Origin of the sequence: Caulobacter sp. (assembly GCF_039596335.1) — a bacterium.
GTDB lineage: Bacteria > Pseudomonadota > Alphaproteobacteria > Caulobacterales > Caulobacteraceae > Caulobacter.
Map to the genome: position 1 here is coordinate 14033 of NZ_JBCNJZ010000004.1, position 19195 is coordinate 33227.

Sequence of the window (19195 nt, forward strand, 5' to 3'; positions counted from 1 at the left end):
CGCCTCACCGGAACCGCACGTCGGCGTCCTCGAAGCGATCGAGCAGGCGGTGGGCGAACGGGAACAGCAGGGCCGTAACCAGGAACTGCCAGAACACGGCCAGCAGGCTGGGCATGGCCAGGCTGTCCAGCATGCTGAACAGGAAGCCCGCGCCCATGGCCACAGCCGTCGCGCCGGCGAACCAGATCCACAGCATCGGGCGGCTCTGGCCGGTCATCATGTTGCGCAGGATCAGCACCATGGCGTAGGCGACCAGCAGCGACAGACCCCACAGGCCGGTCGGACCGCCCCAGAACATGTCCTGGAACAGGCCCAGGAACAGGATGGCGAACGGGGCCAGGATCGACGGACGGATCAGCGCCCAGGCGAAGGCCGGGACGATGGCGAAGATCGGCTCGGGTGGCTGCAGGCCCCAGATGCGGATCGGCGCGGCGAACACCACCGTGGCCGCCATGCACAGCAGCATGGGCACGCCCAGCCAGCGGCCGGGGTTGAGAGGCCGCGCGCCGCTCATGCTCATCGGGGGGCTCCCGTCGGCGCGGGCACAGGCGCTGGCGTAGCGGGCGCGGCCGGACGCGGCGCCGCCGGTCTGGGCTGAGCGGGCGTCGTCGTCGCCGGGGCCGGAGTCGAGGTCGGGGTCCGGGCGGCTGGAGGCGTGGCCGCCGTGGGGGCCGGGGTCGGAGTCGGGTTCGACAGGATCGAGGTCTGCGGATCCTCGGTCGTCACCGGCGGCAGGCTGCGGGTCTGCAGCGCCTTTTCGTCGGCCAGCTGGGCAAAGTCCTTGAACAGCAGGATGCGGACATAATCGATCGACGACTGGTCGGCGAACAGCACCACGCGCCAGCGGCCGTCCAGGCCCTTCACGGCCGCGCCCACCGGCAGGCCGCGCGGCACGACGCCACCGTCGCCGGAGGTCACGACTCGGTCGCCCTGCTGGATCGGATCGACGCCGCGCAGGTATTCGAGTTTCGGATTGGGGCCGCCGTCGCCGGTCAGGATGGCGCGGGCGTTGGTCCGGTCGATCATCACCGGCGTGCGCGAGGCGATGTCGGTCAGCAGCAGCACGCGGCTGGCGCCGCGCGAAACGCCGACGACCCGGCCGATCAGGCCGCGCTCGTTCAGCACGGGATTACCCACCACGATGCCGCGCTCCGAACCGGCGTCGGCCAGGCGGGTGTTGGCGAACGGGCCGCGGCTGTCGGCCACCACGCGGGCGGCCGCCATTGGGATCGGCGGATCCGTGCGCAGGCCCATCAGCGACTTGAAGCGCTGGTTCTGGTCCTGCAGGTCCAGGGCGCGGTCACGCCACTGACGCATCTCGGCCAGCTCGGCCTTCAGGCGACGGTTCTCCGACGCGGTGAAGAAATAGCTGCGGATGTAGTCGAAGCCGAGCCCGGTCCAGCGGCCCGGCGCGGCGATGGCGCCGCTGACCGGCTTGGCCACGACGTCCACCGTCTGGCGGGTGACGCCATAGGCCTGTTCCTGCAGCGTCTCTCGACGATCAGCCAGCAGGAAGGCCACGGCGATGACGGCCGCCACGATCAGGGCCACCGCCGCCGTCCAGGTAAGCGGCACTTTCAGGTCGCCGAGGGGACCTTCGCGAAAGGGCACGGACTTCTGTCTCCCGACGCCCCCCGAGGCGTCTCTAGAGCAATGTTACTTTAGGCCAGGGTGGATTCCAGGACGCCCTTCATCCACTTCGGGTGCTCCAGCACCTTGCCGCAGCCCAGGGCCACGCACGACAGCGGATCGTCGGCCACCGTCACCGGCAGGCCGGTGTGGTCGCGGATCTCGGCGTCCAGGCCGCGCAGCAGCGCGCCGCCGCCCGTCAGCATGATGCCCTTGTCGGCGATGTCCGAAGCCAGTTCCGGCGGGGTGGCTTCCAGGGCCACCTTCACGGCTTCCACGATCTGACCGACCGGTTCGGCCAGGGCGTCGGCAGCCTGCTTTTCCGAGATGCGGACTTCGCGCGGCACGCCCTGCATCAGGTCGCGGCCCTTGACGTCGATCGACAGGCCTTCGCCGTCGGCCGGCGCGCGGGCAGTGCCGATTTCCTTCTTGATGCGCTCGGCGGTCGTTTCGCCGATCAGCAGGTTATGGTGGCGACGCATGTAGCTGATGATCGCCTCGTCCATCTTGTCGCCGCCGACACGGACGCTGCGCGAATAGACGATGCCCGACAGCGACAGCACGGCCACCTCGGTGGTGCCGCCGCCGATGTCGACGACCATCGAGCCGGTCGGCTCGTGGATGGGCAGGCCGGCGCCGATCGCGGCGGCCATCGGCTCGTCGATCAGGCCGACGCGGCGGGCGCCGGCGTTCAGGCAGCTGTCGTTGATGGCGCGACGTTCCACGGCGGTGGCGCCCGACGGCACGCACACGATCACCTTCGGATTCACGAAGCCCTTGCGGTTGTGAACCTTGCGGATGAAGTACTTGATCATCTCTTCGGCGACTTCGAAGTCGGCGATGACGCCGTCGCGCATCGGGCGGATGGCTTCCATGTGGCCCGGGGTGCGGCCCAGCATCTGCTTGGCCTCGATGCCCACGGCGTGGACGACCTTGCGGCCGCCGACATTGCGCAGCGCCACGACCGACGGCTCGTTCAGCACGATGCCCTTACCCTTCTGATAGATGAGGGTATTGGCCGTTCCGAGGTCGATGGCGATGTCGTTCGAGATCACGCCGAAGAGGGAAGAGAACATTGAGAGCCCTGACTGAGGGGTAGGAGGGGCGTTACGGGCAGTTCGAAGAAGAAGAGGTGGGCAAGTCGAAGAAGCGGAGCCTTTTCCGTCCCGGGGACGGCGTCGGCGGAGAAGAAACGGCTCCTACTTCATCTCAATGCGAGGACAACATGATTCCCGCATTTAGGGGATTTCGACCCAGTCCGCGTGTCCTGTCACCCGACGGGAGCGCCGCACCCTGGCCGCGCCGTCGTCCGAGCGGCCAAAAACGCGCCGACGCCGCCCGTTTGCCCTGCGAAAGCGTTGAATTCAAGGTCTATTCGCGGGCTTATCTAAGGCTTTTGCGGTCAAGCTGGCCAAGCACCCGAACATGGCGAAATCTAGCCCAAGGCGGCCATCGCCACGCCGACCGCCGTTACGGCCCCGGCGGCGATCTGCGTCCATGACAGACGCTCCTTGAACAGACGACGTCCGGCGATGGCGGCGATGGGCATCTCGACCACCCCGACCGCCCTCACCGGCCCCACCGGCGACAGGGCCATGGCCGTGAACCACAGGCCCGAGGCCGCCGCGCCGCAGAACCCCGCCCCTAGCGACTGCCGCCAGGCCGCGACCACCGCCTTCAGGGCGTCGGGATTGCGCCAGGCCAGATAGCCGGTCAGGGCCACGGTCTGGATCGCCTGCACCACCATCACCGTCACCAGGGCCGAGACGGCCGCGTGGGCCGGATCAAAAGCCAGGCTCGCCTGACGGAAGCAGTTGGCGCTCATGGCGAACATCGCCCCCGCGCCCAGCCCGGCCGTCAGCGCGCCCCGGCGCATGACCACCTCGCCGCGCGGCCAGGTCAGGGCCGCCAGCCCGCCCGAGGCGACCAGCGCGCCCAGCCAGGTCACCGGCCCGACCTTGTCGCCAAAGAACAGCGCGCCCCAGGCCAGGGCGAAGATCAGGCCGCTCTGCTGCATGGCCGTGCCTAGAGCGAAGGTCGAGCGATGCATGGCGGTCAGCTGGGCGGCCGTCGCCCCCATCTGCAGCGCCGCCCCCGCCGCGCAGGCCAGCCAGAACAGCGGCGTCGCATGCGGGACCACGGCCGGCGTCACCAGCCAGGCGACCACCGCGAACACCGTGGCGAACGGCAGGCCGAACAGGAACCGCACCAGGGTCGCGCCCCAGGGCCCGGCCCCGCCCATGATCGACCGCTGGGCGGCGTTGCGCGCCACCTGCAGGGCGGCCGCAGCCACCGTGATGGGAATCCAGATCATCTCTTCGACCTTTACGCCGTCCTTAGACCGGTAGGCGGGTTTCGCATGGAGCCTTTACGCGCCCTGGGCGCAAGACAGGCGGCAGTCTCCCTGAGAGGTTTCTCCGCCATGTCGCCTTCCCCGCTCCGTCAAGCCGCCCAGTTCCTGCTGGGCGTGCCGGCCGAAGGGCTCAATCCTGCGCTCGACCGCATGCTGGACCTGGCCCAGGCAACGCCGTTGGCCTTCGTGGCCGTGGCGGGTCCGGGCGCGGGGGAGGCCATGTGCCAGCTGTGGCGGCGCGGCTACCAGCGCGTCGAGGCCGCGCGCCGGGCCACCTGCGGGGCGGCCGACGAGCGCAGCGACGTGCTGCTGGTGCTGGACTGCCCGACCCTGCCCGACGCGCGCGCCGTCATCGCCGCGACCTACACCCTGCTGCGCCCCGGCGGGACGCTGGTTGTGGACGCGGGCGCGCTGCTGGACGAGACACCCCGCAGGGCGCTCGCCGAAGCCTTGCGGGAATTGGGTCTGGACGTTCAGCCCCAGGCGCACCTGAGGGCCGAGATCCTGGCGACGCGGCCTTTCAGCAGCCGCCGCGCGGCTTAGTTGGGGCGCGATGGCCGCCGAAACCGGCAGCCACTTTCGGCTATCGCGCCCTAGAACCCGCTGGCGATCGCCGCCGGCGCACTCTTCTCCTTGCGGGCGAAGAGGTTGTTGAGCGCGTTGACGTAAGCCTTGGCCGAAGCGGTCAGGGTGTCGGTGTCGGCGGCCGCGCCGGTGGCGATGCGGCCGTCCTCTTCCAGACGCACCGAGACCTGGGCCTGGGCGTCGGTGCCTTCGGTCACCGCATGCACCTGGAACAGGCGCAGGGCGGCGTCGTGCGGCACGATCTTGTGGATGGCGTTGAACACTGCGTCGACGGGACCGTCGCCGGTCGCCTCGGCGGTCTTGGAGACGCCGTCGACGTCCAGGGTCAGCTCGGCCGACTGGCCGTCGGTGCCGGCCACCACGCGCAGGTGCGAGACGCGGATCTTCTCCGAGCCGCGCGCCAGGGCGTCGTCGACCAGGGCGATGATGTCGTCGTCGTAGACGTGCTTCTTGCGGTCGGCCAGGTCCTTGAAGCGGCCGAAGGCTTCCTTCAGCGCGTTCTCGCCCAGCTCGTAGCCCAGGTCCTTCAGCTTGGCGCGGAAGGCGTGGCTGCCCGAGTGCTTGCCCATGACCAGGCTGGACGGGGCCTGGCCCACCGACTCCGGCGTCATGATCTCGTAGGTCTCGCGGTTCTTGAGCATGCCGTCCTGGTGGATGCCGCTCTCGTGCGCGAAGGCGTTCTTGCCGACGATGGCCTTGTTGTACTGCACCGGGAAGCCGGTGATGGCCGAGACGTAGCGGCTGGCGCGGGTGATGTGGGTGGTGTCGATGCCGGTCTGGAAGGGCAGACGGTCGCCGCGCACCTTCAGGGCCATGACGATCTCTTCCAGTGCGGCGTTGCCGGCGCGCTCGCCCAGGCCGTTCACGGCGCACTCGACTTGGCGAGCCCCGCCCTGCACGCCGGCCAGGCTGTTGGCCACGGCCAGCCCCAGGTCGTTGTGGCAGTGGGTCGAGAAGATGACGCGGTCGGCGCCCTCGACGTTGTTGACCATCCAGTTGAACAGGTCGGCATATTCCGACGGATAGGTGTAGCCCACCGTGTCGGGCAGGTTGATCGTCGTGGCGCCGGCCTTGATGGCGGTCTCGATGGCGCGGCGCAGGAACTGGCGGTCGCTGCGGGTGGCGTCCTCGGCCGACCACTCGACGTCGTCGCGCAGGTTGCGGGCGTGGGCCACCGAGCGGGCGATCACGTCGATCACCTGATCCGGCTCCATCTGCAGCTTGTGTTTCATGTGCAGGTCGGACGTGGCGATGACCACGTGGATGCGGCCGCGCTGGGTGGGCTTCAGGGCCTCGGCGCAGCGGTCGATATCGACCTGGTGGGCGCGGCACAGGCCGGCGATGGTCGAGTTCTTGACGATCTTGGCCACTTCGCGGACGGCCTCGAAGTCGCCGTTCGAGGCGATCGGGAAGCCGGCCTCGATGATGTCGACCCCCATCTCCTCGAGGATCTTGCCCAGCTCCAGCTTCTCTTCCAGCGACATCGACGCGCCGGGCGACTGCTCGCCGTCGCGCATGGTGGTGTCGAAAATGACGACGTTGTCGCGCTTGTCCGAAGCGGCGTTGGCGGGGGTGGTCATGGGGGTACTCGTCGAATGGGGTGTGTGGCGTGCGGGCTGCGGGTCAATATCCCCTGTGCGCCCGGCCACGACGATGCGCGGCCCCTAGAGCGCCCAGGGGTTGGTAAGCCGAAGCGAAAGCAGTGCGCGCGCGACGTTCATGGCCGACTTTCTACACATCGCCCCAGAATCGAGCAAGCAATTTGCGCCCGCGGCGCGATAGGCCGCAGCCTCGGCAAGTTTATGCCCAGCTAGCCGCCTGGACAGGGCAAGATGTCGGCGAACTTAACGGCCCAGGCCGTTCAGCCCTGCCCTTCTTCCGCCGCTTCACGCTTTTTCAGCCAGGCGCGGCTGACCAGGCCCATGCCCAGCCAGATGACCACGGCCAGGGCGATCATGACGATGTGCTGCTTGCCGCCGCCGCGCATGGCCTGGACGATCGAATTGCCGGCGAAAGCGGTCAGGGCGATCTTCGGGACGATGCCGATGGCGGTGCCGGCCGCGAAGTCCCGCAGCTTCATCGGTGTGACGCCGGCGGCCATGTTGACGACGATGAACGGCGCCGACGGCACCAGGCGCACGATCAGGCTGGCCATGAAGCCGTTGCGGCCGATCATCCGCATGAACTTGCTGACGCCCTCGCCGGCGAAATCTCGCAGGATCTTCGCGCCATAGGCCCGACCCAGCCAGAAGCCGACCAGCGACGAGACCAGGGTGCCGATCCAGCTGTAGGCGAAACCGGTCCAGGGCCCGAAGGCGACCACCGCCGCGGCGATCAGCACGAACTGCGGCACGCCCAGGAAAGCCATAACCGCAAAGGCGGCCACGGCCATTGGCAGGGCCCAGGGCCCGGTGGCCGCGCCCAGCCAGTGCTCGACCGCCGCCTCGCCGTTGACGCCCAGCAGCTGCGCGCCGAACAGGAAGACCACGCCCACGCCGCCGAACAGCACGAACGAGACCGCCACCGTGCGCCAGGCGCGGGCGTCCATATTGGTGACGAAATCGAGGATACGGCGGATCACCGCCCCTCCTCGCGCAGGCGCTGTCCAGGGTCAAGCGCCACCAGGACGCACCGCCCCTCCCCTCAAACCGCGATCCGGGGACATTAACGCTCGCCTGTCACGACATTTCGGTTGCGTGAGCTTCACATGACAGCGTTACTTATCCACAGGCTGCAAGGGTCGAAAACCTTGGCCTGATAGGGAGTTGCTTCGTGAAGACCCTGGCTGTCATCTCGCGTAAGGGCGGCGCCGGCAAGACGACGCTTTCGATCAATCTGGCGATCACCGCCCACCTGGCCGGCCTCAAGACCATGCTGGCCGACATCGATCCCCAGCGCTCGGCCTCCGACGTGCTGCGCGCCCGCACCGGCGACGGCCCGACCCTGGCCGAGATCAACGCCGGCAAGCTGTTCTCGACCCAGGTCCACGCCAGCAACCACGGTCAGGACGTGCTGGTCATCGACACCCCCGCCGCCCCCGAGGCCGACGTGCTGCAGGCCATCCAGTGCGCCGACCTGTGCGTGCTGGTCTGCCGCCCGACCTTCCTGGACATCGCCTCGGTGGTGCGCTCGGCCGAGGCCGTCCGCCGTCTGGGCAAGAAGGGCGTCATCGTGCTCAGCCAGGCCCCGCCCAAGCGCAACGGCTTCGAGCCGCCGGCCGTGCTGAAGGCCGCCGAGGCCCTGCGCTTCGTCGGCATGCCGGTCTCGCCGATCGGCCTGCGCGCTCGCGCCGCCTTCCAGCAATCGATCGCCCACGGCCGTTCGGTCTGCGAGTGGGATCCGAGCTCGTCCGCCGCCGAGGAGATCACCCGCCTGTGGGCCCAGGTCGGCCCGATGCTGCTAGGCAACGAGGACATCCAAGCCCAGGCCGTCTAACCTGTCTGAATGAAGATTCTGGCCATTTCCGGCAGCCTGCGCGCTGCCTCGTACAACACCGCCCTGCTGCACGCCGCCCGCGAGTTGGCGCCGGAAGAGCTGTCGATCGAGATCTTCAGCGGGCTGGGCGAGCTGCCGTTCTTCAACCAGGACCTCGAGGACCAGGGCGAGCCGGCGTCGGTCGCCGCCTGGAAGACCGCCGTGCGCGAGGCCGACGGCCTGCTGATCGCCTGTCCCGAATATAATGGCGGCCTGACCGCGGTGCTGAAGAACGCCATCGACTGGGCCTCGCGCGGCAAGCCTGCTCCGCTGGACGGCAAGCTGGCCTGCGCGATCGGCGCCAGCCCCGGGATCACCGGCACGGTCCGCGCCCAGGACGCCCTGCGCCTGAACCTCAAGCGCGCCGGCTGTGACCTGGCCCCGCTGTCGGACGTGCTGGTCGGCCAGGCGCCGGGCAAGTTCGAGAACGGCGGTCTGACCGACGAGCGCACCCGCCAGGGCCTGGCTCGCCACCTGGCCGCCTATGCTGCGGTTCTGCGCTCAAAGACCGCCTGACCCAAAACCTTCACGAAACGCGGTTCCCCGCGTTGCGCCGCGCCAAGCGCGGGCGTAAAGACCGCCGCAATCCTGAAACCGGTCTTTCAAGGCCAAGTCCTTTCCAGGGGAGTCCTGAACCATGTCGCTTGAGTCCGCCGCCCTGCGGCGCATCGCACCGTCGGCCACCATCGCCATCAGCGCCAAGGCGCGCGCGCTGAAAGCCGCCGGACGTGACGTGATCGCCCTGTCCGCGGGCGAACCGGACTTCGACACCCCGGACAATATCAAGGACGCCGCCATCGCGGCGATCAAGGGCGGCAAGACCAAGTACACCGACCCCGACGGCATGCCCGAGCTGAAGGCCGCCATCTGCGCCAAGTTCAAGCGCGAGAACGGCCTGGAGTACAAGCCGAGCCAGGTGCATGTCGCCCCGGGCGGCAAGCCGGTGATCTACAACGCCTTCGTCGCGACCCTGAACCCGGGCGACGAGGTCGTCATCCCCGCGCCGTATTGGGTGTCGTATCCCGACATGACCCTGCTGGCCGGCGGCACGCCCGTCTCGGTCGAGACCACGGCCGAGAGCGGCTTCAAGATCACCCCGGCGGCCCTGGAAGCAGCGATCACGCCCAAGACCAAGTGGCTCATCATCAACAGCCCGTCCAACCCGTCGGGCGGCGCCTATACGCGCGCCGAGCTGCAGGGCCTGGCCGACGTGCTGCTCAAGCACCCGCACGTCTGGGTGCTGACCGACGACATGTACGAGCACCTGGTGTTCGACGACTTCGAATTCACCACCATCGCCCAGGTCGAGCCCAAGCTCTACGACCGCACCCTGACGATGAACGGCGTCTCCAAGGGCTATTCGATGACCGGCTGGCGCATCGGCTACGCCGCGGGTCCCGAAGCGCTGATCAAGGCCATGGGCAAGATGATCAGCCAGACGACCTCCAACCCCTGCTCAATCTCGCAATGGGCGGCGCTGGAGGCGCTGAACGGCACGCAGGACTTCATCAAGCCGAACGCCAAGCTGTTCCAGGAGCGCCGCGACCTGGTCGTGTCGATGCTGAACCAGGCCCAGGGCATCGACTGCCCAACCCCGGAAGGCGCGTTCTACGTCTACCCGTCGTGCGCCGGCCTGATCGGCAAGACCGCCCCCTCGGGCAAGGTCATCACCAGCGACGAGGACTTCGCCGGCGAACTGCTGGAAGCCGAGGGCGTAGCCGTCGTGCATGGCGCGGCCTTCGGCCTGTCGCCGTTCTTCCGCATCAGCTACGCCACCGCCAACGACGTGCTGGAAGACGCCTGCCAGCGCATCCAGCGCTTCTGCGCCAGCGTGAAGTAGCCACATCAAACGAACGTTTGACGTCAGGCGACTAAACGAACGATCCTCTCGGCAAAGCGGCCTCAAGTCCGCCGAGCCGGGAGGATTTTTCGTATGCGCCTGTCACAGCCGCGGATCCGTCCGCTCGCGCCCGAAGACTGGAACGCCGAACAGGCCGAGGTGCTGGCGCCGCTGGGCGGCGGCGGCGTGATCCCGGCGGGACCGGTGCTGAACATCTTCCGGACCATGGCCCATGCGCCCAAGGCGCTGAAGGCGTTCCTGACCTGGGGCAACTACGTCCTCTCCAAGAAGAACGACCTGCCGCCGCGCGAGCGCGAGATCGTCATCCTGCGAACCGGCCTCCTGTGCCGCAGCGGCTATGAATGGACCCAGCACGCCGAGATCGGCCGCCGCTGTGGCCTCAGCGACGATGAGATCGAACGCCTGAAGGCCGGCGCGGCCGCCGGCTGGAGCCCGGCCGACGCGGTGCTGATCCAGGCCACCGACGAGCTGCACCACGACCAGTTCGTCTCGACCCCGACCTGGAAGGCGCTGCTGGCCCACTTCAGCGAGAAGCAAGTCATGGACGTGGTGTTCACCGCCGGCCAGTACACCCAGGTGTCGATGCTGCTGAACACCTTCGGGGTGCAGCTGGACGAAGGCCAGACCCTCGATCCCGACCTGAAGGCTTTCTGAGCGTGGCCGGCCGCCTGGAAGGCAAGCGCGCCGTCGTGGTCGGGGCTGGACAGACGCCGGGCGAGACCATCGGCAACGGCCGCGCCATCGCCCTGCTGTTCGCCCGCGAAGGGGCCGACGTCCTCTGCGTCGATCGCCACCTGGACCGCGCCCAGGAGACCGCCGCCCTGATCGCGGCCGAGGGCGGGACCGCCCACGCCCTGGCCGCCGACATCCGCCAGGCCGAGGTCGGCGAAGCGATCGTGGCCGCCGCCCAGGCTCAACTCGGCGGGCTCGACATCCTGGTCAACAATGTCGGCATCGGCGGCGGGGGCGACGGCCCGGCCCATCGCCTGACCGAGGACGCCTTCGACCGCATCCTGGACGTCAATCTGAAGGGCCTGTGGCGGGTGACCCACGCCACCCTCCCTGTCCTGCGCGCGCAAGGGTCGGGCGCGATCGTCAACATCTGATCTCTGGCCGGAATCGCCGGCGGCAATCAGCTGGCCTACGAGGTCTCCAAGGCTGGGGTGAATCGCCTGACCTCCAGCGTCGCCCAGGCCAATGCCGGCAAGGGCGTGCGCTGCAACGCCGTCGCGCCGGGGCTGATGGACACGCCGATGGCCGTCGCCGGCGTCGCCGAGGCCACCGGCCAGACCATCGAAGCTGTCCGCGCCAGCCGCAGCGCCCGCGTGCCGCTGGGCGGCGCCATGGGCACGGCCTGGGACACCGCCTATGCCGCCCTCTACCTGGCCAGCGACGAGGCCCGCTTCGTCACCGGCGTTGTGCTGCCCGTCGACGGCGGCATGTCGAGCCGGATCGGCTAGACCTTTCTATCGGGCGCGCGGCGGGCGCCGAAACCGGCGTCCACTTTCGGCTGCCGCGCTAGCCGTTGATCCAGTCGGTCAGGCCCTCGCGGACATGGACCTCGCGCAGGGCCGGGCGCTGGCGGATCGTGTCGAGATAGCGCTTTAGGTTCGGCCATTCCGTCGCCGGCTTGGGCATGTTGCGCGTCCAGCGGCACAGGATGGTGGTCAGCAGGTCCACGGTCGTAAAGCTGTCGCCCGCCAGGTAGTCGCGGTCAGCCAAGCGGGCGTTCAGGCGCTCCAGCCCAGCCTCGATCCGCGCGCGGGCCACGGCCTGGGCGTCGTCCTGCGCCGCCGCGCCGGCCGGCTCGTCCGGATAGAACCAGCCCCGGAAGTGCGGCTGCCAGCTGTTGGCCAGCCAGTAGCTCCAACTCAGATAGTCGGCGCGCGCGGGCGAGCCGGGCGGCGGGGCGAGGCCGGCCTCGGGATGGCGCTCGGCCAGCAGGGCCGCGATCGCCGCCATCTGGGTGACGGGCGCACCGTCGACGATCAGGGTCGGCACGAAACCGTCGGGATTGAGCGCCAGATAGTCCGGCGACTTGTGCTCGGCCTTGTCGAAGTCCAGCAGTTTCAGGTCGAACGGCTGACCCAGCTCCAGCAGCATCCAGTGGATGGCCGTGCCGGCCGTGCTGGGCGAACCATAGAGCGTGTACATGCCAAGACCCCTCGCGCTGATCGGCGCGGATAGGCGGCTGCTTCTGGGATGCGGTCAAGCAAAAGGCCCCCGTCCCTGCGGACGGAGGCCCTTCGATGTCACTAGGTGCTGAGATCTAGTGCTTCTCGCGCCACTTGGACTTGGCGTCGTCCTTGGTCAGGCTCAGGTGGACCTTGTCGTCGTCGACATATTCCACCCACGACAGCGGGATCATGTGGTGCTTGAAGCCGCCGCCCAGGTCCAGCTTGGCCAGTTCGATCTCGCCGCCCATGACGTGGTCGACGCGACCGACGTGGCCGCCGTCCGAACCGACGACTTCCTGGTGTTCCTTGATTTGCGTGAGGTCGATCATGTCGTCGTCTCCCAATCGCGGGACCGGCTGGTCCCCTTTTCCGTCCCCTCAACGGTCGCGCCTGCTGCCAAGTTTCGGCTTGCGGCGCCCGACAAGATTTGTTCTTGTTAAGTTCTCATTCATGAGGCCGCCATGCTGACCTTGTTCCACGCTCCCCGCTCGCGCTCGACCCGTTTCCTGTGGCTTCTGGAGGAGCTGGGCGCGCCCTATGAGGTCAGGACGGTCGGCATCTATCGCAGTCACAACAACACCGGCGAGCGCGACCCGGCCAATCCGCACCCGCACGGCCAGGTGCCGGCCCTGCTGGACGAGGGTGTGCTGATCACCGAGTCGGCGGCCATCGCGCTTTACCTCACCGACAAGTTCCCCAGCGCGGGCCTGGGCCCCACGGTGGGCGATCCGCTGCGTGGTCCGTACCTGTCGTGGCTGGCCTATTACGCCGGGGTGCTGGAGCCCTCGGTGGTCAATCTGTGGAAGCAGCGGCAGGACGACGAGGACAAGAAGATCTACGGCGCCCTGGACGATCGGCTGCGGATCACGCTGGAAAGCTCGCCCTGGCTGCTGGGAGACCACTTCTCGGCCGCCGACATCCTGTTTATCAGTCTCCTGCAGTTCGCCCGCCAGATGCTGCCGCCGCATGCGGTGTACGACGACTGGCTGGCGCGCGCCTCCACCCGCCCGGCCCTGGCGCGGGCCCTCGCTAAGGATGACGCATGACCTTCCGCGCCCGCCTTCCGATCCTCGCCGCGACCCTGTGCCTGGCGACGGCCGCCCCTGTCCTCGCCGATCCCGCGGTCGGCAAGCGGGTCGACGCCGTCATGGCCGACGATACGGTGACGATCACCGAGGCGGGCAAGACCGTGCTGGTCTACCGCACCAAGGCGGCCGATCCGGCTGAGCCGGGCCGCCTGAATTACATCCATCCGCTGTACGCGCCGGACGGCGCGGTGCTGACCGAGGACCGTCCGGCCGACCACCTGCACCAGCGCGGCCTGTTCTGGGCCTGGCACCAGATCACCGTGAACGGCAAGTCGGTGGCCGACCAGTGGTTCATGAAGGACATCGCCCCGTCGGTGCGCGAGAAGCGCTTCAAGGGCGACGCCCAAGGCGGCGGAACCCTGACCATCGACGCCGACTGGCTGGTCAAGATCAACGGCGAGGTGACCTATGTCGCCGGCGAGACCACCAAGGTCACCGTCCACCCGTTGAAGGCCGGCGGCCGCCGCATCGACTTCGAGACCACGATCACGTCCAAGGTCGACGCCCTGGGCCTGGGCGGCAGCGATGACGTCAAGGGCTACGGCGGGTTCTCGGCCCGCTTCGTCCAGCCGCAGAACCTGACCTTCGCCTCGGCCGGCAAGACGGTGACGGCGACCAACACCGCCGTCACGGCCGGCGCGTCGATGGGCTTTGCCTGGCCCGCCGGCACGGGTCCCGCCTGGAGCCTGGGCCTGGCCTGCAAGGCCAATGGCCAGCCGATCACCCAGTGGATCCTGCGCAAGGAGCTGTCGATGCAGAACTGCGTCTTCCCGGGCCGCGCGCCTTTCATCCTGAAGAAGGGCGAGACCCTGAGGCTGCAGGAAACCCTGGTCATCCGTCCCGCGACGCCCCCTAAGGCGGCGAAGTAGCCATGGCCGACATCGTCAACCTCAATCAGGCCCGCAAGGCCAAGGCGAAAGCCGACGACAAGACCCGCGCCGCCGAGAACCGCGCCAAGTTCGGCCGCACCAAGGGCGAGAAGTCCCTCGACGCCGCCCGCGCCGACAAGCTGAAGCGCGACCTGGACGGGGCCAAGCGCGAAGAGTGATTGGGCGCGAAGACTGATGGCGGGACTGAAGAAGCGCTCGGTGAACCTGGCCGGCCACGCCACCTCGCTGGCGCTGGAGCCCGAGTTCTGGGCGGTGCTGGACCGCGCCGCCGCGGCCGATGGGCTGAGCTTTGCGGGCCTGGTTCAGAAGATCGACACCGAACGGGGCGAGCGACCGCTGGCCTCGGCGTGCCGGGTGTTCGCGCTGGGTAGAGCGGGCGGGTAGGCCACCACCCAAGTGTCATCCCGGCCGAAGCGAAGCGAAGACCCGGGACCACTGCAAACGCCGCACTTCCTGCGGTCCCGGGTCTTCGCCCGGGATGACAGGGTTAGCGGACTTCCGCCTCAACCCCCGGCCGCCGCTGGATCGGCAGCGGCGTAGGCTGCGGATTCGGCCCTCGACGCAGCGTCAGGGGCGTATCCGGCAGGCGCTGGCGCCATTCGACCTTGTCGCCGGCCATCACGCCCAGTCGCCAGGCGCCCCAGACGGCGCCGGCCAGTAGGACCACCACCAGCAGGGCGGCCATCAAGCCGCCGCCGCTGCCGCCGTGCGAATGTCGATGATCGTGCGCGAGCGTCTTCATCGCGCCCTAGCCTCCGGGGGCCTTCGGCGCTTCGGGCAGTTTCGGCGCGTCCAGTTTCGGCGCCGAGGCCGAGATATCGACGTCGATGCTCTTCTTCTGGGTCATGCCGCCCGAGAACATGAAGAAGGCGAGCACCGCGACCACGACCACCAGTCCGCCGACGATGAACGCCAAGCCGCTGTTGCCGCCGCCGCTGCTGCTGTTGGTACCTTCGGCCATGAGAAACTCCGCGCCTTGTGGCTCAGTTGCTGTTGGCGGATCAACGGTACCCAAGCGGGGAAGTTCCGCTTTTAGAGCCGCACACGGCCTCCTTGGGGCTTAAGCCCCGCACAGTTTGTGCTACATATGTTCCATGTATCCTGATGACGACTCGGCTGGTTTTCCAGGCGACCTCCCCTCCCCGCGCATTTCCGACCTGGCCCGCGCCCAACCGCCGGCGTCGCCCCTGCACGCGCCTGACTATCTGGACGGGCTGAACCCCGAGCAGCGCGAAGCCGTGGTGACGACCGAAGGCCCGCTACTGGTGCTGGCCGGCGCCGGCACCGGCAAGACCCGGGTGCTGACCACGCGCCTGGCCCACATCCTGGCGACCGGCAAGGCGCGGCCTTGGGAAATGCTGGCCGTCACCTTCACCAACAAGGCCGCGCGCGAGATGCGCGAGCGGATCACCCACATCATCGGTCCGGAGGCCGAGGGCCTGCGCTGGCTGGGCACCTTCCACTCGGTGGCCGCCCAGATCCTGCGCCGCCATGCCGAGCTGGTGGGGCTGAAGTCGAACTACACGATCATCGACACCGACGATAATGAGCGGCTGCTGAAGCAGCTGATCGAGGCCGAGAACATCGACGCCAAGCGCTGGACCCCACGCATCCTGTCGGGGCTGATCGACGCCTGGAAGAACCGCGGCTGGACGCCCGACCGGGTGCCCACCAGCGAGGCCGGCGAGTTCGCCAACGGCAAGGGCATCAGCCTGTACCGACAGTACCAGGAGCGCCTGCGCATCCTGAACGCCTGCGACTTCGGCGACCTGCTGCTGCACAACATCACGATCTTCACGGGGCATCCCGACGTGCTGGAGGATTTCCAGCGCCGCTTCAAATACGTGATGGTCGACGAGTATCAGGACACCAACGTCGCCCAGTATCTGTGGCTGCGCCTGCTGGCCCAGGGCCGGCAGAATGTCTGCTGCGTCGGCGACGACGACCAGTCGATCTATGGCTGGCGCGGGGCCGAGGTCGACAACATCCTGCGCTTCGAGCGCGACTTCGCCGGCGCCAAGGTCGTGCGGCTGGAGTGCAACTACCGCTCGACCGAGCACATCCTGGCCGCCGCCTCGGGCCTGATCACCGCCAACAAGGGCCGCCTGGGCAAGACCCTGTGGACACCGGCCAAGGGCGGCGAAAAGGTCAAGGTCAGCGGCGTCTGGGACGGCGAGGCCGAGAGCCGGATGATCGCGGACGAGATCGAGAAGGCCAGGAAGGCCGGCCGACGCTACAACCAGATGGCCATCCTGGTGCGCGCCTCGTTCCAGATGCGCGCCTTCGAAGAGCGGTTCGTGCTGCTGCAGATCCCCTACAAGGTGGTCGGCGGCCCGCGCTTCTTCGAGCGGGCCGAGATCCGCGACGCCCACGCCTATCTGCGCCTGATCCAGTCGCCCGACGACGATTTGGCCTTCGAGCGCATCGTCAACACGCCCAAGCGCGGCATCGGCGACACCTCGGTGCAGAAGCTGCTGCAGATCGCCCGGCTGGGCGGGATCTCGACCACTGAGGCCGCTCGCCAGATCATCACCAGCGACGAGCTGCCGGCCCGCACCCGCACGGCGCTCAGCAACTTCATCCGCGATCTGGACCGCTGGCGCTCGATGGTCGGCAACATCCACCACCAGCGTCTTCTGGAGACGGTGCTGGAGGAGAGCGGCTATACCGACGCCCTGCGCCTGGACAAGGGCCCGACCAGCCAGACCCGCCTGGAGAACCTGAAGGAACTGGTCCAGTCGATGGGCGCCTTCGAGACGCTGGAGGCGTATCTGGAGCACGTCTCGCTGGTCATGGACCTGGACCGCGAAGCCACCGGCGACGCCGTCTGGATCATGACCCTGCACTCGGCCAAGGGCCTGGAATTCCCGCTGGTCTTCCTGCCCGGCTGGGAGGAAGGCGTATTCCCAAGCCAGCGCAGCATGGACGACAAGGGCGAAAAGGGCCTCGAGGAAGAGCGCCGCCTGGCTTACGTGGGCATCACCCGCGCCCGCGAAGAGGCCCGCATCAGCTTCGTGGCCAACCGGCAGGTCTATGGCCGCTGGACCAGCCAGCTCCCCAGCCGCTTCGTCGACGAACTGCCCCTGGCCCACGTCGATGCGGCGTCGGAGACCGGCTATTACGGCGGCGGTCCCGGCATGCAGTCGACCGCCCCCTCGCGCTGGGACGACACCGGCGGCTCGACCTTCCAGGGCGGCAGCTACGACAGCCCCGGCTGGAAGCGCGCGCAGGAACGCACGGCCGGTGTCGCAGATCGCGGCGGCTCGTGGCGCGGCGTCCGCGCCGGCTCGTCCGCCCGCTCGGCCCCGATCGAGGGCGAAGGCCGCTTGGTGGCGGTCTCGGCCCCGACCAACAGCGCCTATTCGCGCGGCGACCGCGTGTTCCACGTCAAGTTCGGCTACGGCAAGGTCGCCAGTATCGAAGGCAACAAACTGACCGTGGCCTTCGACAAGGCGGGCGAGAAGAAGGTCATCGATAGTTTTGTGGAGAAGGCTTGATCGGCTGACTTGCCCCCTCCGCGCCTTCGGCGCTCCTCCCCCGGAGGGGGGAAGACGGGTCTGCGTCTGCCCCCTCTGGGGGCGGATGACCGCGAAGCGGTCAGGTGGGGGCCAGAAACCAAACCGCCCCTTCGCGCGCTATGCCGACATGGATCAGCGGCTTGAAAACATCCTCGCCAACCTGAAGGCCTTCGCCCTCACCCGTCCCGTGGCCTATGGCGCGCCGGCTTGCGCCTTCGTCGGCGCCCTCGCGGGCCTGGCGATGCAGACCGGACCGCAAGACGCCGGCCCCATGCCGGACATGGCGCCAGTGATGGCGTCGTACGAGAACACGGCCGAGCCGACCGCGTGGCCCGCCGGCAAGATCCCCGACTACGTGATTGGCGAGGACTTCGTGAAGAGCCAGCAGCCCCCGCCGCCGGTCGAGTTCGCCGAGTATCCGCTGCCACCGGAGCCGGAGGTCCCGCCCTACGTCCCCGCCAGCCACGGTCCCGCCACGCCGCCGCCGCAAGTCGACACCGCCCCGCGCTGGGCCTCGTCGCGCGGCGATATTCTGGACGTCTCACTGCCTGAGGACCGCAGCGCTGAGCCCGCGCCGATGGTGATGGCCGACGCGGCCGCGACCGGCATGACCACGCGCTAAAGCTCGCTTTTCTGCGCCTTTGCCGCTAACGGAGCGGCATGACCGACTACACGCCCCAACAGATCGTCGCCCGCGGCTCGCGCGTCGAGGCCGAGACCGCCGCCGACGCCATCGACAACCATCCCGGCCTGGAAGGCGCGACCTACTCGATCCTGGAAGAGGACGAGGACAAGGGCGTCTGGCGCATCGACGCCTTCCCGACGACCGACGACGAAGACGCCAGCCTGATGGCGCTGCTGGGCGAGTACGACCTGAAGGTCCATCGCGACACCCTGGCCGACGCCGACTGGCTGGCCATGGCGCTGTCGGGCCTGCCGCCGGTGCGCGCGGGCCGCTTCTTCGTCTACGGCATGCACGACCGCGGCCGCCTGCCCGCCAGCACCGTGAACCTGCGCATCGAGGCCGGCGCGGCCTTTGGCACCGGTCACCATGGCACCACCGTCGGCTGCCTGCAGGCCTATGACCGCCTGATCAAGGCCCGGAAGTTCAACAAGGTTCTGGACGTCGGCGCCGGCACGGGCCTTCTGGCCATCGCCGCCGCCCGCACCGGCACGAAGCTGGCCGTCGGCACCGATATCGACAAGCCGTCCGTGCGGATCTCCAAGGAGAACGCCAAGGTCAACAAGGCCAACGCCCAGTTCGTCCACGCCTCGGGCCTGTCGAACCAGCTGGTGGCCAAGAACGCCCCCTACGACCTGGTCTTCGCCAACATCCTGGCCCGCCCGCTGATCAGCCTGGCCCAGGAGATCAAGCAAGCCCTGGTCCCGGGCGGCACCGTTATCCTGTCGGGCCTGCTGCGCACCCAGGAACGCATGGTCAAGGCCGCCTACCTGTCGCGCGGCTTCAAGGTCGTGACCCGCATCCACCGCGACGCCTGGGCCACGCTGGTCCTGCAGCGGCCGTAGAATAGATCCTCCCCCGCGATACGGGGGAGGTGGCCCAGAGGGCCGGAGGGGGCAAGCTGGGCATAGGCCGCATTAGCCCCCTCAGTCACTTCG

At 68.6% G+C, this 19195-nt stretch carries 22 protein-coding genes and 1 pseudogene; 13 read left to right on the forward strand and 10 right to left on the reverse strand.

Features of this window, described 5'->3' with window-relative positions; all coding sequences use genetic code 11:
* Positions 1 to 4: 4 nt before the first annotated feature.
* The 4 genes from ABDW31_RS09085 to ABDW31_RS09100 all read right to left on the reverse strand — a co-directional run bounded on the left by ABDW31_RS09085 (position 5) and on the right by ABDW31_RS09100 (position 3943).
* A complete protein-coding gene (locus tag ABDW31_RS09085) occupies positions 5 to 520 on the reverse strand; it encodes a hypothetical protein (protein WP_184720832.1) in 516 nt (171 codons plus the stop codon).
* Positions 517 to 1611: a rod shape-determining protein MreC gene (mreC, locus tag ABDW31_RS09090; protein ID WP_184720833.1), complete on the reverse strand. Its 1095-nt coding sequence runs from the start codon at positions 1609 to 1611 to the stop codon at positions 517 to 519. The genes ABDW31_RS09085 and mreC overlap by 4 nt, the downstream gene beginning before the upstream one ends.
* Before the next feature lie 50 nt (positions 1612 to 1661).
* Entirely contained in the window at positions 1662 to 2705 is a 1044-nt protein-coding gene (locus ABDW31_RS09095) for a rod shape-determining protein (protein ID WP_010919417.1), read from the reverse strand.
* A 359-nt stretch (positions 2706 to 3064) separates the two neighbouring features.
* A complete protein-coding gene (locus ABDW31_RS09100; protein WP_184720835.1) occupies positions 3065 to 3943 on the reverse strand; it encodes a DMT family transporter in 879 nt (292 codons plus the stop codon).
* A gap of 108 nt (positions 3944 to 4051) precedes the next feature.
* Here ABDW31_RS09100 and ABDW31_RS09105 point away from each other — a divergent pair, with 108 nt between their 5' ends.
* Entirely contained in the window at positions 4052 to 4525 is a 474-nt protein-coding gene (locus ABDW31_RS09105; RefSeq protein WP_343698483.1) for a hypothetical protein, read from the forward strand.
* Between the two features lie 50 nt (positions 4526 to 4575).
* On the opposite strand, the gene ABDW31_RS09110 is transcribed toward ABDW31_RS09105, so the two are convergent.
* Complete coding sequence (locus ABDW31_RS09110) at positions 4576 to 6147, reverse strand: 2-isopropylmalate synthase (RefSeq protein ID WP_184720839.1); 1572 nt, start codon at positions 6145 to 6147, stop codon at positions 4576 to 4578.
* Between the two features lie 281 nt (positions 6148 to 6428).
* A complete protein-coding gene (locus ABDW31_RS09115) occupies positions 6429 to 7148 on the reverse strand; it encodes a TVP38/TMEM64 family protein (protein WP_184720841.1) in 720 nt (239 codons plus the stop codon).
* A 191-nt stretch (positions 7149 to 7339) separates the two neighbouring features.
* On the opposite strand from ABDW31_RS09115, the gene ABDW31_RS09120 reads away from it, so the two are divergent.
* The 5 genes and pseudogenes from ABDW31_RS09120 (at position 7340) to ABDW31_RS09140 (ending at position 11362) form a co-directional block, all read left to right on the forward strand.
* The gene (locus tag ABDW31_RS09120; RefSeq protein ID WP_184720842.1) at positions 7340 to 8002 is read left to right on the forward strand and encodes a ParA family protein; all 663 of its coding nucleotides are present in this window, start codon (positions 7340 to 7342) and stop codon (positions 8000 to 8002) included.
* A gap of 9 nt (positions 8003 to 8011) precedes the next feature.
* On the forward strand, positions 8012 to 8557 hold the full coding sequence (locus ABDW31_RS09125) for an NADPH-dependent FMN reductase (RefSeq protein WP_184720844.1): 546 nt from the start codon (positions 8012 to 8014) through the stop codon (positions 8555 to 8557).
* A gap of 121 nt (positions 8558 to 8678) precedes the next feature.
* On the forward strand, positions 8679 to 9881 hold the full coding sequence (locus ABDW31_RS09130; protein WP_184720846.1) for a pyridoxal phosphate-dependent aminotransferase: 1203 nt from the start codon (positions 8679 to 8681) through the stop codon (positions 9879 to 9881).
* 93 nt (positions 9882 to 9974) lie between these two features.
* Complete coding sequence (locus ABDW31_RS09135; protein ID WP_184720848.1) at positions 9975 to 10556, forward strand: carboxymuconolactone decarboxylase family protein; 582 nt, start codon at positions 9975 to 9977, stop codon at positions 10554 to 10556.
* A gap of 35 nt (positions 10557 to 10591) precedes the next feature.
* A pseudogene (locus ABDW31_RS09140) lies at positions 10592 to 11362 on the forward strand (SDR family NAD(P)-dependent oxidoreductase).
* Between the two features lie 58 nt (positions 11363 to 11420).
* Here ABDW31_RS09140 and ABDW31_RS09145 read toward each other — a convergent pair.
* Both ABDW31_RS09145 and ABDW31_RS09150 read right to left on the reverse strand, forming a co-directional pair.
* Positions 11421 to 12056: a glutathione S-transferase family protein gene (locus ABDW31_RS09145; RefSeq protein WP_343698484.1), complete on the reverse strand. Its 636-nt coding sequence runs from the start codon at positions 12054 to 12056 to the stop codon at positions 11421 to 11423.
* A 115-nt stretch (positions 12057 to 12171) separates the two neighbouring features.
* Complete coding sequence (locus ABDW31_RS09150; protein ID WP_172262540.1) at positions 12172 to 12408, reverse strand: DUF2171 domain-containing protein; 237 nt, start codon at positions 12406 to 12408, stop codon at positions 12172 to 12174.
* 132 nt (positions 12409 to 12540) lie between these two features.
* Between ABDW31_RS09150 and ABDW31_RS09155 the strand changes: the two genes are divergently transcribed.
* Genes ABDW31_RS09155 through ABDW31_RS09170 form a run of 4 tightly spaced genes read left to right on the forward strand, consistent with a single transcriptional unit; the run spans position 12541 to position 14441 of the window.
* Positions 12541 to 13125, forward strand: coding sequence for a glutathione S-transferase family protein (locus ABDW31_RS09155; RefSeq protein ID WP_343698485.1), 585 nt, complete (start codon positions 12541 to 12543; stop codon positions 13123 to 13125).
* Positions 13122 to 14036: a DUF6807 family protein gene (locus ABDW31_RS09160; RefSeq protein ID WP_343698486.1), complete on the forward strand. Its 915-nt coding sequence runs from the start codon at positions 13122 to 13124 to the stop codon at positions 14034 to 14036. The genes ABDW31_RS09155 and ABDW31_RS09160 overlap by 4 nt, the downstream gene beginning before the upstream one ends.
* Before the next feature lie 2 nt (positions 14037 to 14038).
* Entirely contained in the window at positions 14039 to 14215 is a 177-nt protein-coding gene (locus ABDW31_RS09165) for a DUF4169 family protein (RefSeq protein ID WP_184720858.1), read from the forward strand.
* A gap of 16 nt (positions 14216 to 14231) precedes the next feature.
* A complete protein-coding gene (locus ABDW31_RS09170; protein ID WP_343698487.1) occupies positions 14232 to 14441 on the forward strand; it encodes a ribbon-helix-helix domain-containing protein in 210 nt (69 codons plus the stop codon).
* A 103-nt stretch (positions 14442 to 14544) separates the two neighbouring features.
* Here ABDW31_RS09170 and ABDW31_RS09175 read toward each other — a convergent pair whose 3' ends face one another.
* Positions 14545 to 14799 (reverse strand): hypothetical protein, encoded by a 255-nt coding sequence (locus ABDW31_RS09175; RefSeq protein ID WP_343698488.1) that lies wholly within the window; start codon positions 14797 to 14799, stop codon positions 14545 to 14547.
* A gap of 6 nt (positions 14800 to 14805) precedes the next feature.
* Positions 14806 to 15018: a hypothetical protein gene (locus tag ABDW31_RS09180; RefSeq protein WP_184720863.1), complete on the reverse strand. Its 213-nt coding sequence runs from the start codon at positions 15016 to 15018 to the stop codon at positions 14806 to 14808.
* A gap of 133 nt (positions 15019 to 15151) precedes the next feature.
* On the opposite strand from ABDW31_RS09180, the gene ABDW31_RS09185 reads away from it, so the two are divergent.
* The 3 genes from ABDW31_RS09185 to ABDW31_RS09195 all read left to right on the forward strand — a co-directional run bounded on the left by ABDW31_RS09185 (position 15152) and on the right by ABDW31_RS09195 (position 19102).
* Positions 15152 to 17554 (forward strand): UvrD-helicase domain-containing protein, encoded by a 2403-nt coding sequence (locus ABDW31_RS09185; RefSeq protein WP_343698489.1) that lies wholly within the window; start codon positions 15152 to 15154, stop codon positions 17552 to 17554.
* Between the two features lie 148 nt (positions 17555 to 17702).
* The gene (locus tag ABDW31_RS09190; protein WP_343698490.1) at positions 17703 to 18197 is read left to right on the forward strand and encodes a hypothetical protein; all 495 of its coding nucleotides are present in this window, start codon (positions 17703 to 17705) and stop codon (positions 18195 to 18197) included.
* Between the two features lie 38 nt (positions 18198 to 18235).
* A complete protein-coding gene (locus ABDW31_RS09195; protein WP_343698491.1) occupies positions 18236 to 19102 on the forward strand; it encodes a 50S ribosomal protein L11 methyltransferase in 867 nt (288 codons plus the stop codon).
* Positions 19103 to 19195: the final 93 nt, after the last annotated feature.

Bases quoted from the DNA above. Each gene is read 5' to 3' on its own strand.
- ABDW31_RS09195 (WP_343698491.1), top strand. From the start codon at position 18,236: ATGACCGACTACACGCCCCAACAGATCGTCGCCCGCGGCTCGCGCGTC.
- ABDW31_RS09100 (WP_184720835.1), bottom strand. From the start codon at position 3,943: ATGATCTGGATTCCCATCACGGTGGCTGCGGCCGCCCTGCAGGTGGCG.
- ABDW31_RS09145 (WP_343698484.1), bottom strand. From the start codon at position 12,056: ATGTACACGCTCTATGGTTCGCCCAGCACGGCCGGCACGGCCATCCAC.
- ABDW31_RS09150 (WP_172262540.1), bottom strand. From the start codon at position 12,408: ATGATCGACCTCACGCAAATCAAGGAACACCAGGAAGTCGTCGGTTCG.
- ABDW31_RS09130 (WP_184720846.1), top strand. From the start codon at position 8,679: ATGTCGCTTGAGTCCGCCGCCCTGCGGCGCATCGCACCGTCGGCCACC.
- ABDW31_RS09110 (WP_184720839.1), bottom strand. From the start codon at position 6,147: ATGACCACCCCCGCCAACGCCGCTTCGGACAAGCGCGACAACGTCGTC.
- ABDW31_RS09135 (WP_184720848.1), top strand. From the start codon at position 9,975: ATGCGCCTGTCACAGCCGCGGATCCGTCCGCTCGCGCCCGAAGACTGG.
- ABDW31_RS09155 (WP_343698485.1), top strand. From the start codon at position 12,541: ATGCTGACCTTGTTCCACGCTCCCCGCTCGCGCTCGACCCGTTTCCTG.
- ABDW31_RS09190 (WP_343698490.1), top strand. From the start codon at position 17,703: ATGGATCAGCGGCTTGAAAACATCCTCGCCAACCTGAAGGCCTTCGCC.
- ABDW31_RS09085 (WP_184720832.1), bottom strand. From the start codon at position 520: ATGAGCATGAGCGGCGCGCGGCCTCTCAACCCCGGCCGCTGGCTGGGC.
- ABDW31_RS09160 (WP_343698486.1), top strand. From the start codon at position 13,122: ATGACCTTCCGCGCCCGCCTTCCGATCCTCGCCGCGACCCTGTGCCTG.
- ABDW31_RS09165 (WP_184720858.1), top strand. From the start codon at position 14,039: ATGGCCGACATCGTCAACCTCAATCAGGCCCGCAAGGCCAAGGCGAAA.
- ABDW31_RS09170 (WP_343698487.1), top strand. From the start codon at position 14,232: ATGGCGGGACTGAAGAAGCGCTCGGTGAACCTGGCCGGCCACGCCACC.
- ABDW31_RS09125 (WP_184720844.1), top strand. From the start codon at position 8,012: ATGAAGATTCTGGCCATTTCCGGCAGCCTGCGCGCTGCCTCGTACAAC.
- ABDW31_RS09175 (WP_343698488.1), bottom strand. From the start codon at position 14,799: ATGAAGACGCTCGCGCACGATCATCGACATTCGCACGGCGGCAGCGGC.
- ABDW31_RS09095 (WP_010919417.1), bottom strand. From the start codon at position 2,705: ATGTTCTCTTCCCTCTTCGGCGTGATCTCGAACGACATCGCCATCGAC.
- ABDW31_RS09180 (WP_184720863.1), bottom strand. From the start codon at position 15,018: ATGGCCGAAGGTACCAACAGCAGCAGCGGCGGCGGCAACAGCGGCTTG.
- ABDW31_RS09185 (WP_343698489.1), top strand. From the start codon at position 15,152: ATGTATCCTGATGACGACTCGGCTGGTTTTCCAGGCGACCTCCCCTCC.
- ABDW31_RS09105 (WP_343698483.1), top strand. From the start codon at position 4,052: ATGTCGCCTTCCCCGCTCCGTCAAGCCGCCCAGTTCCTGCTGGGCGTG.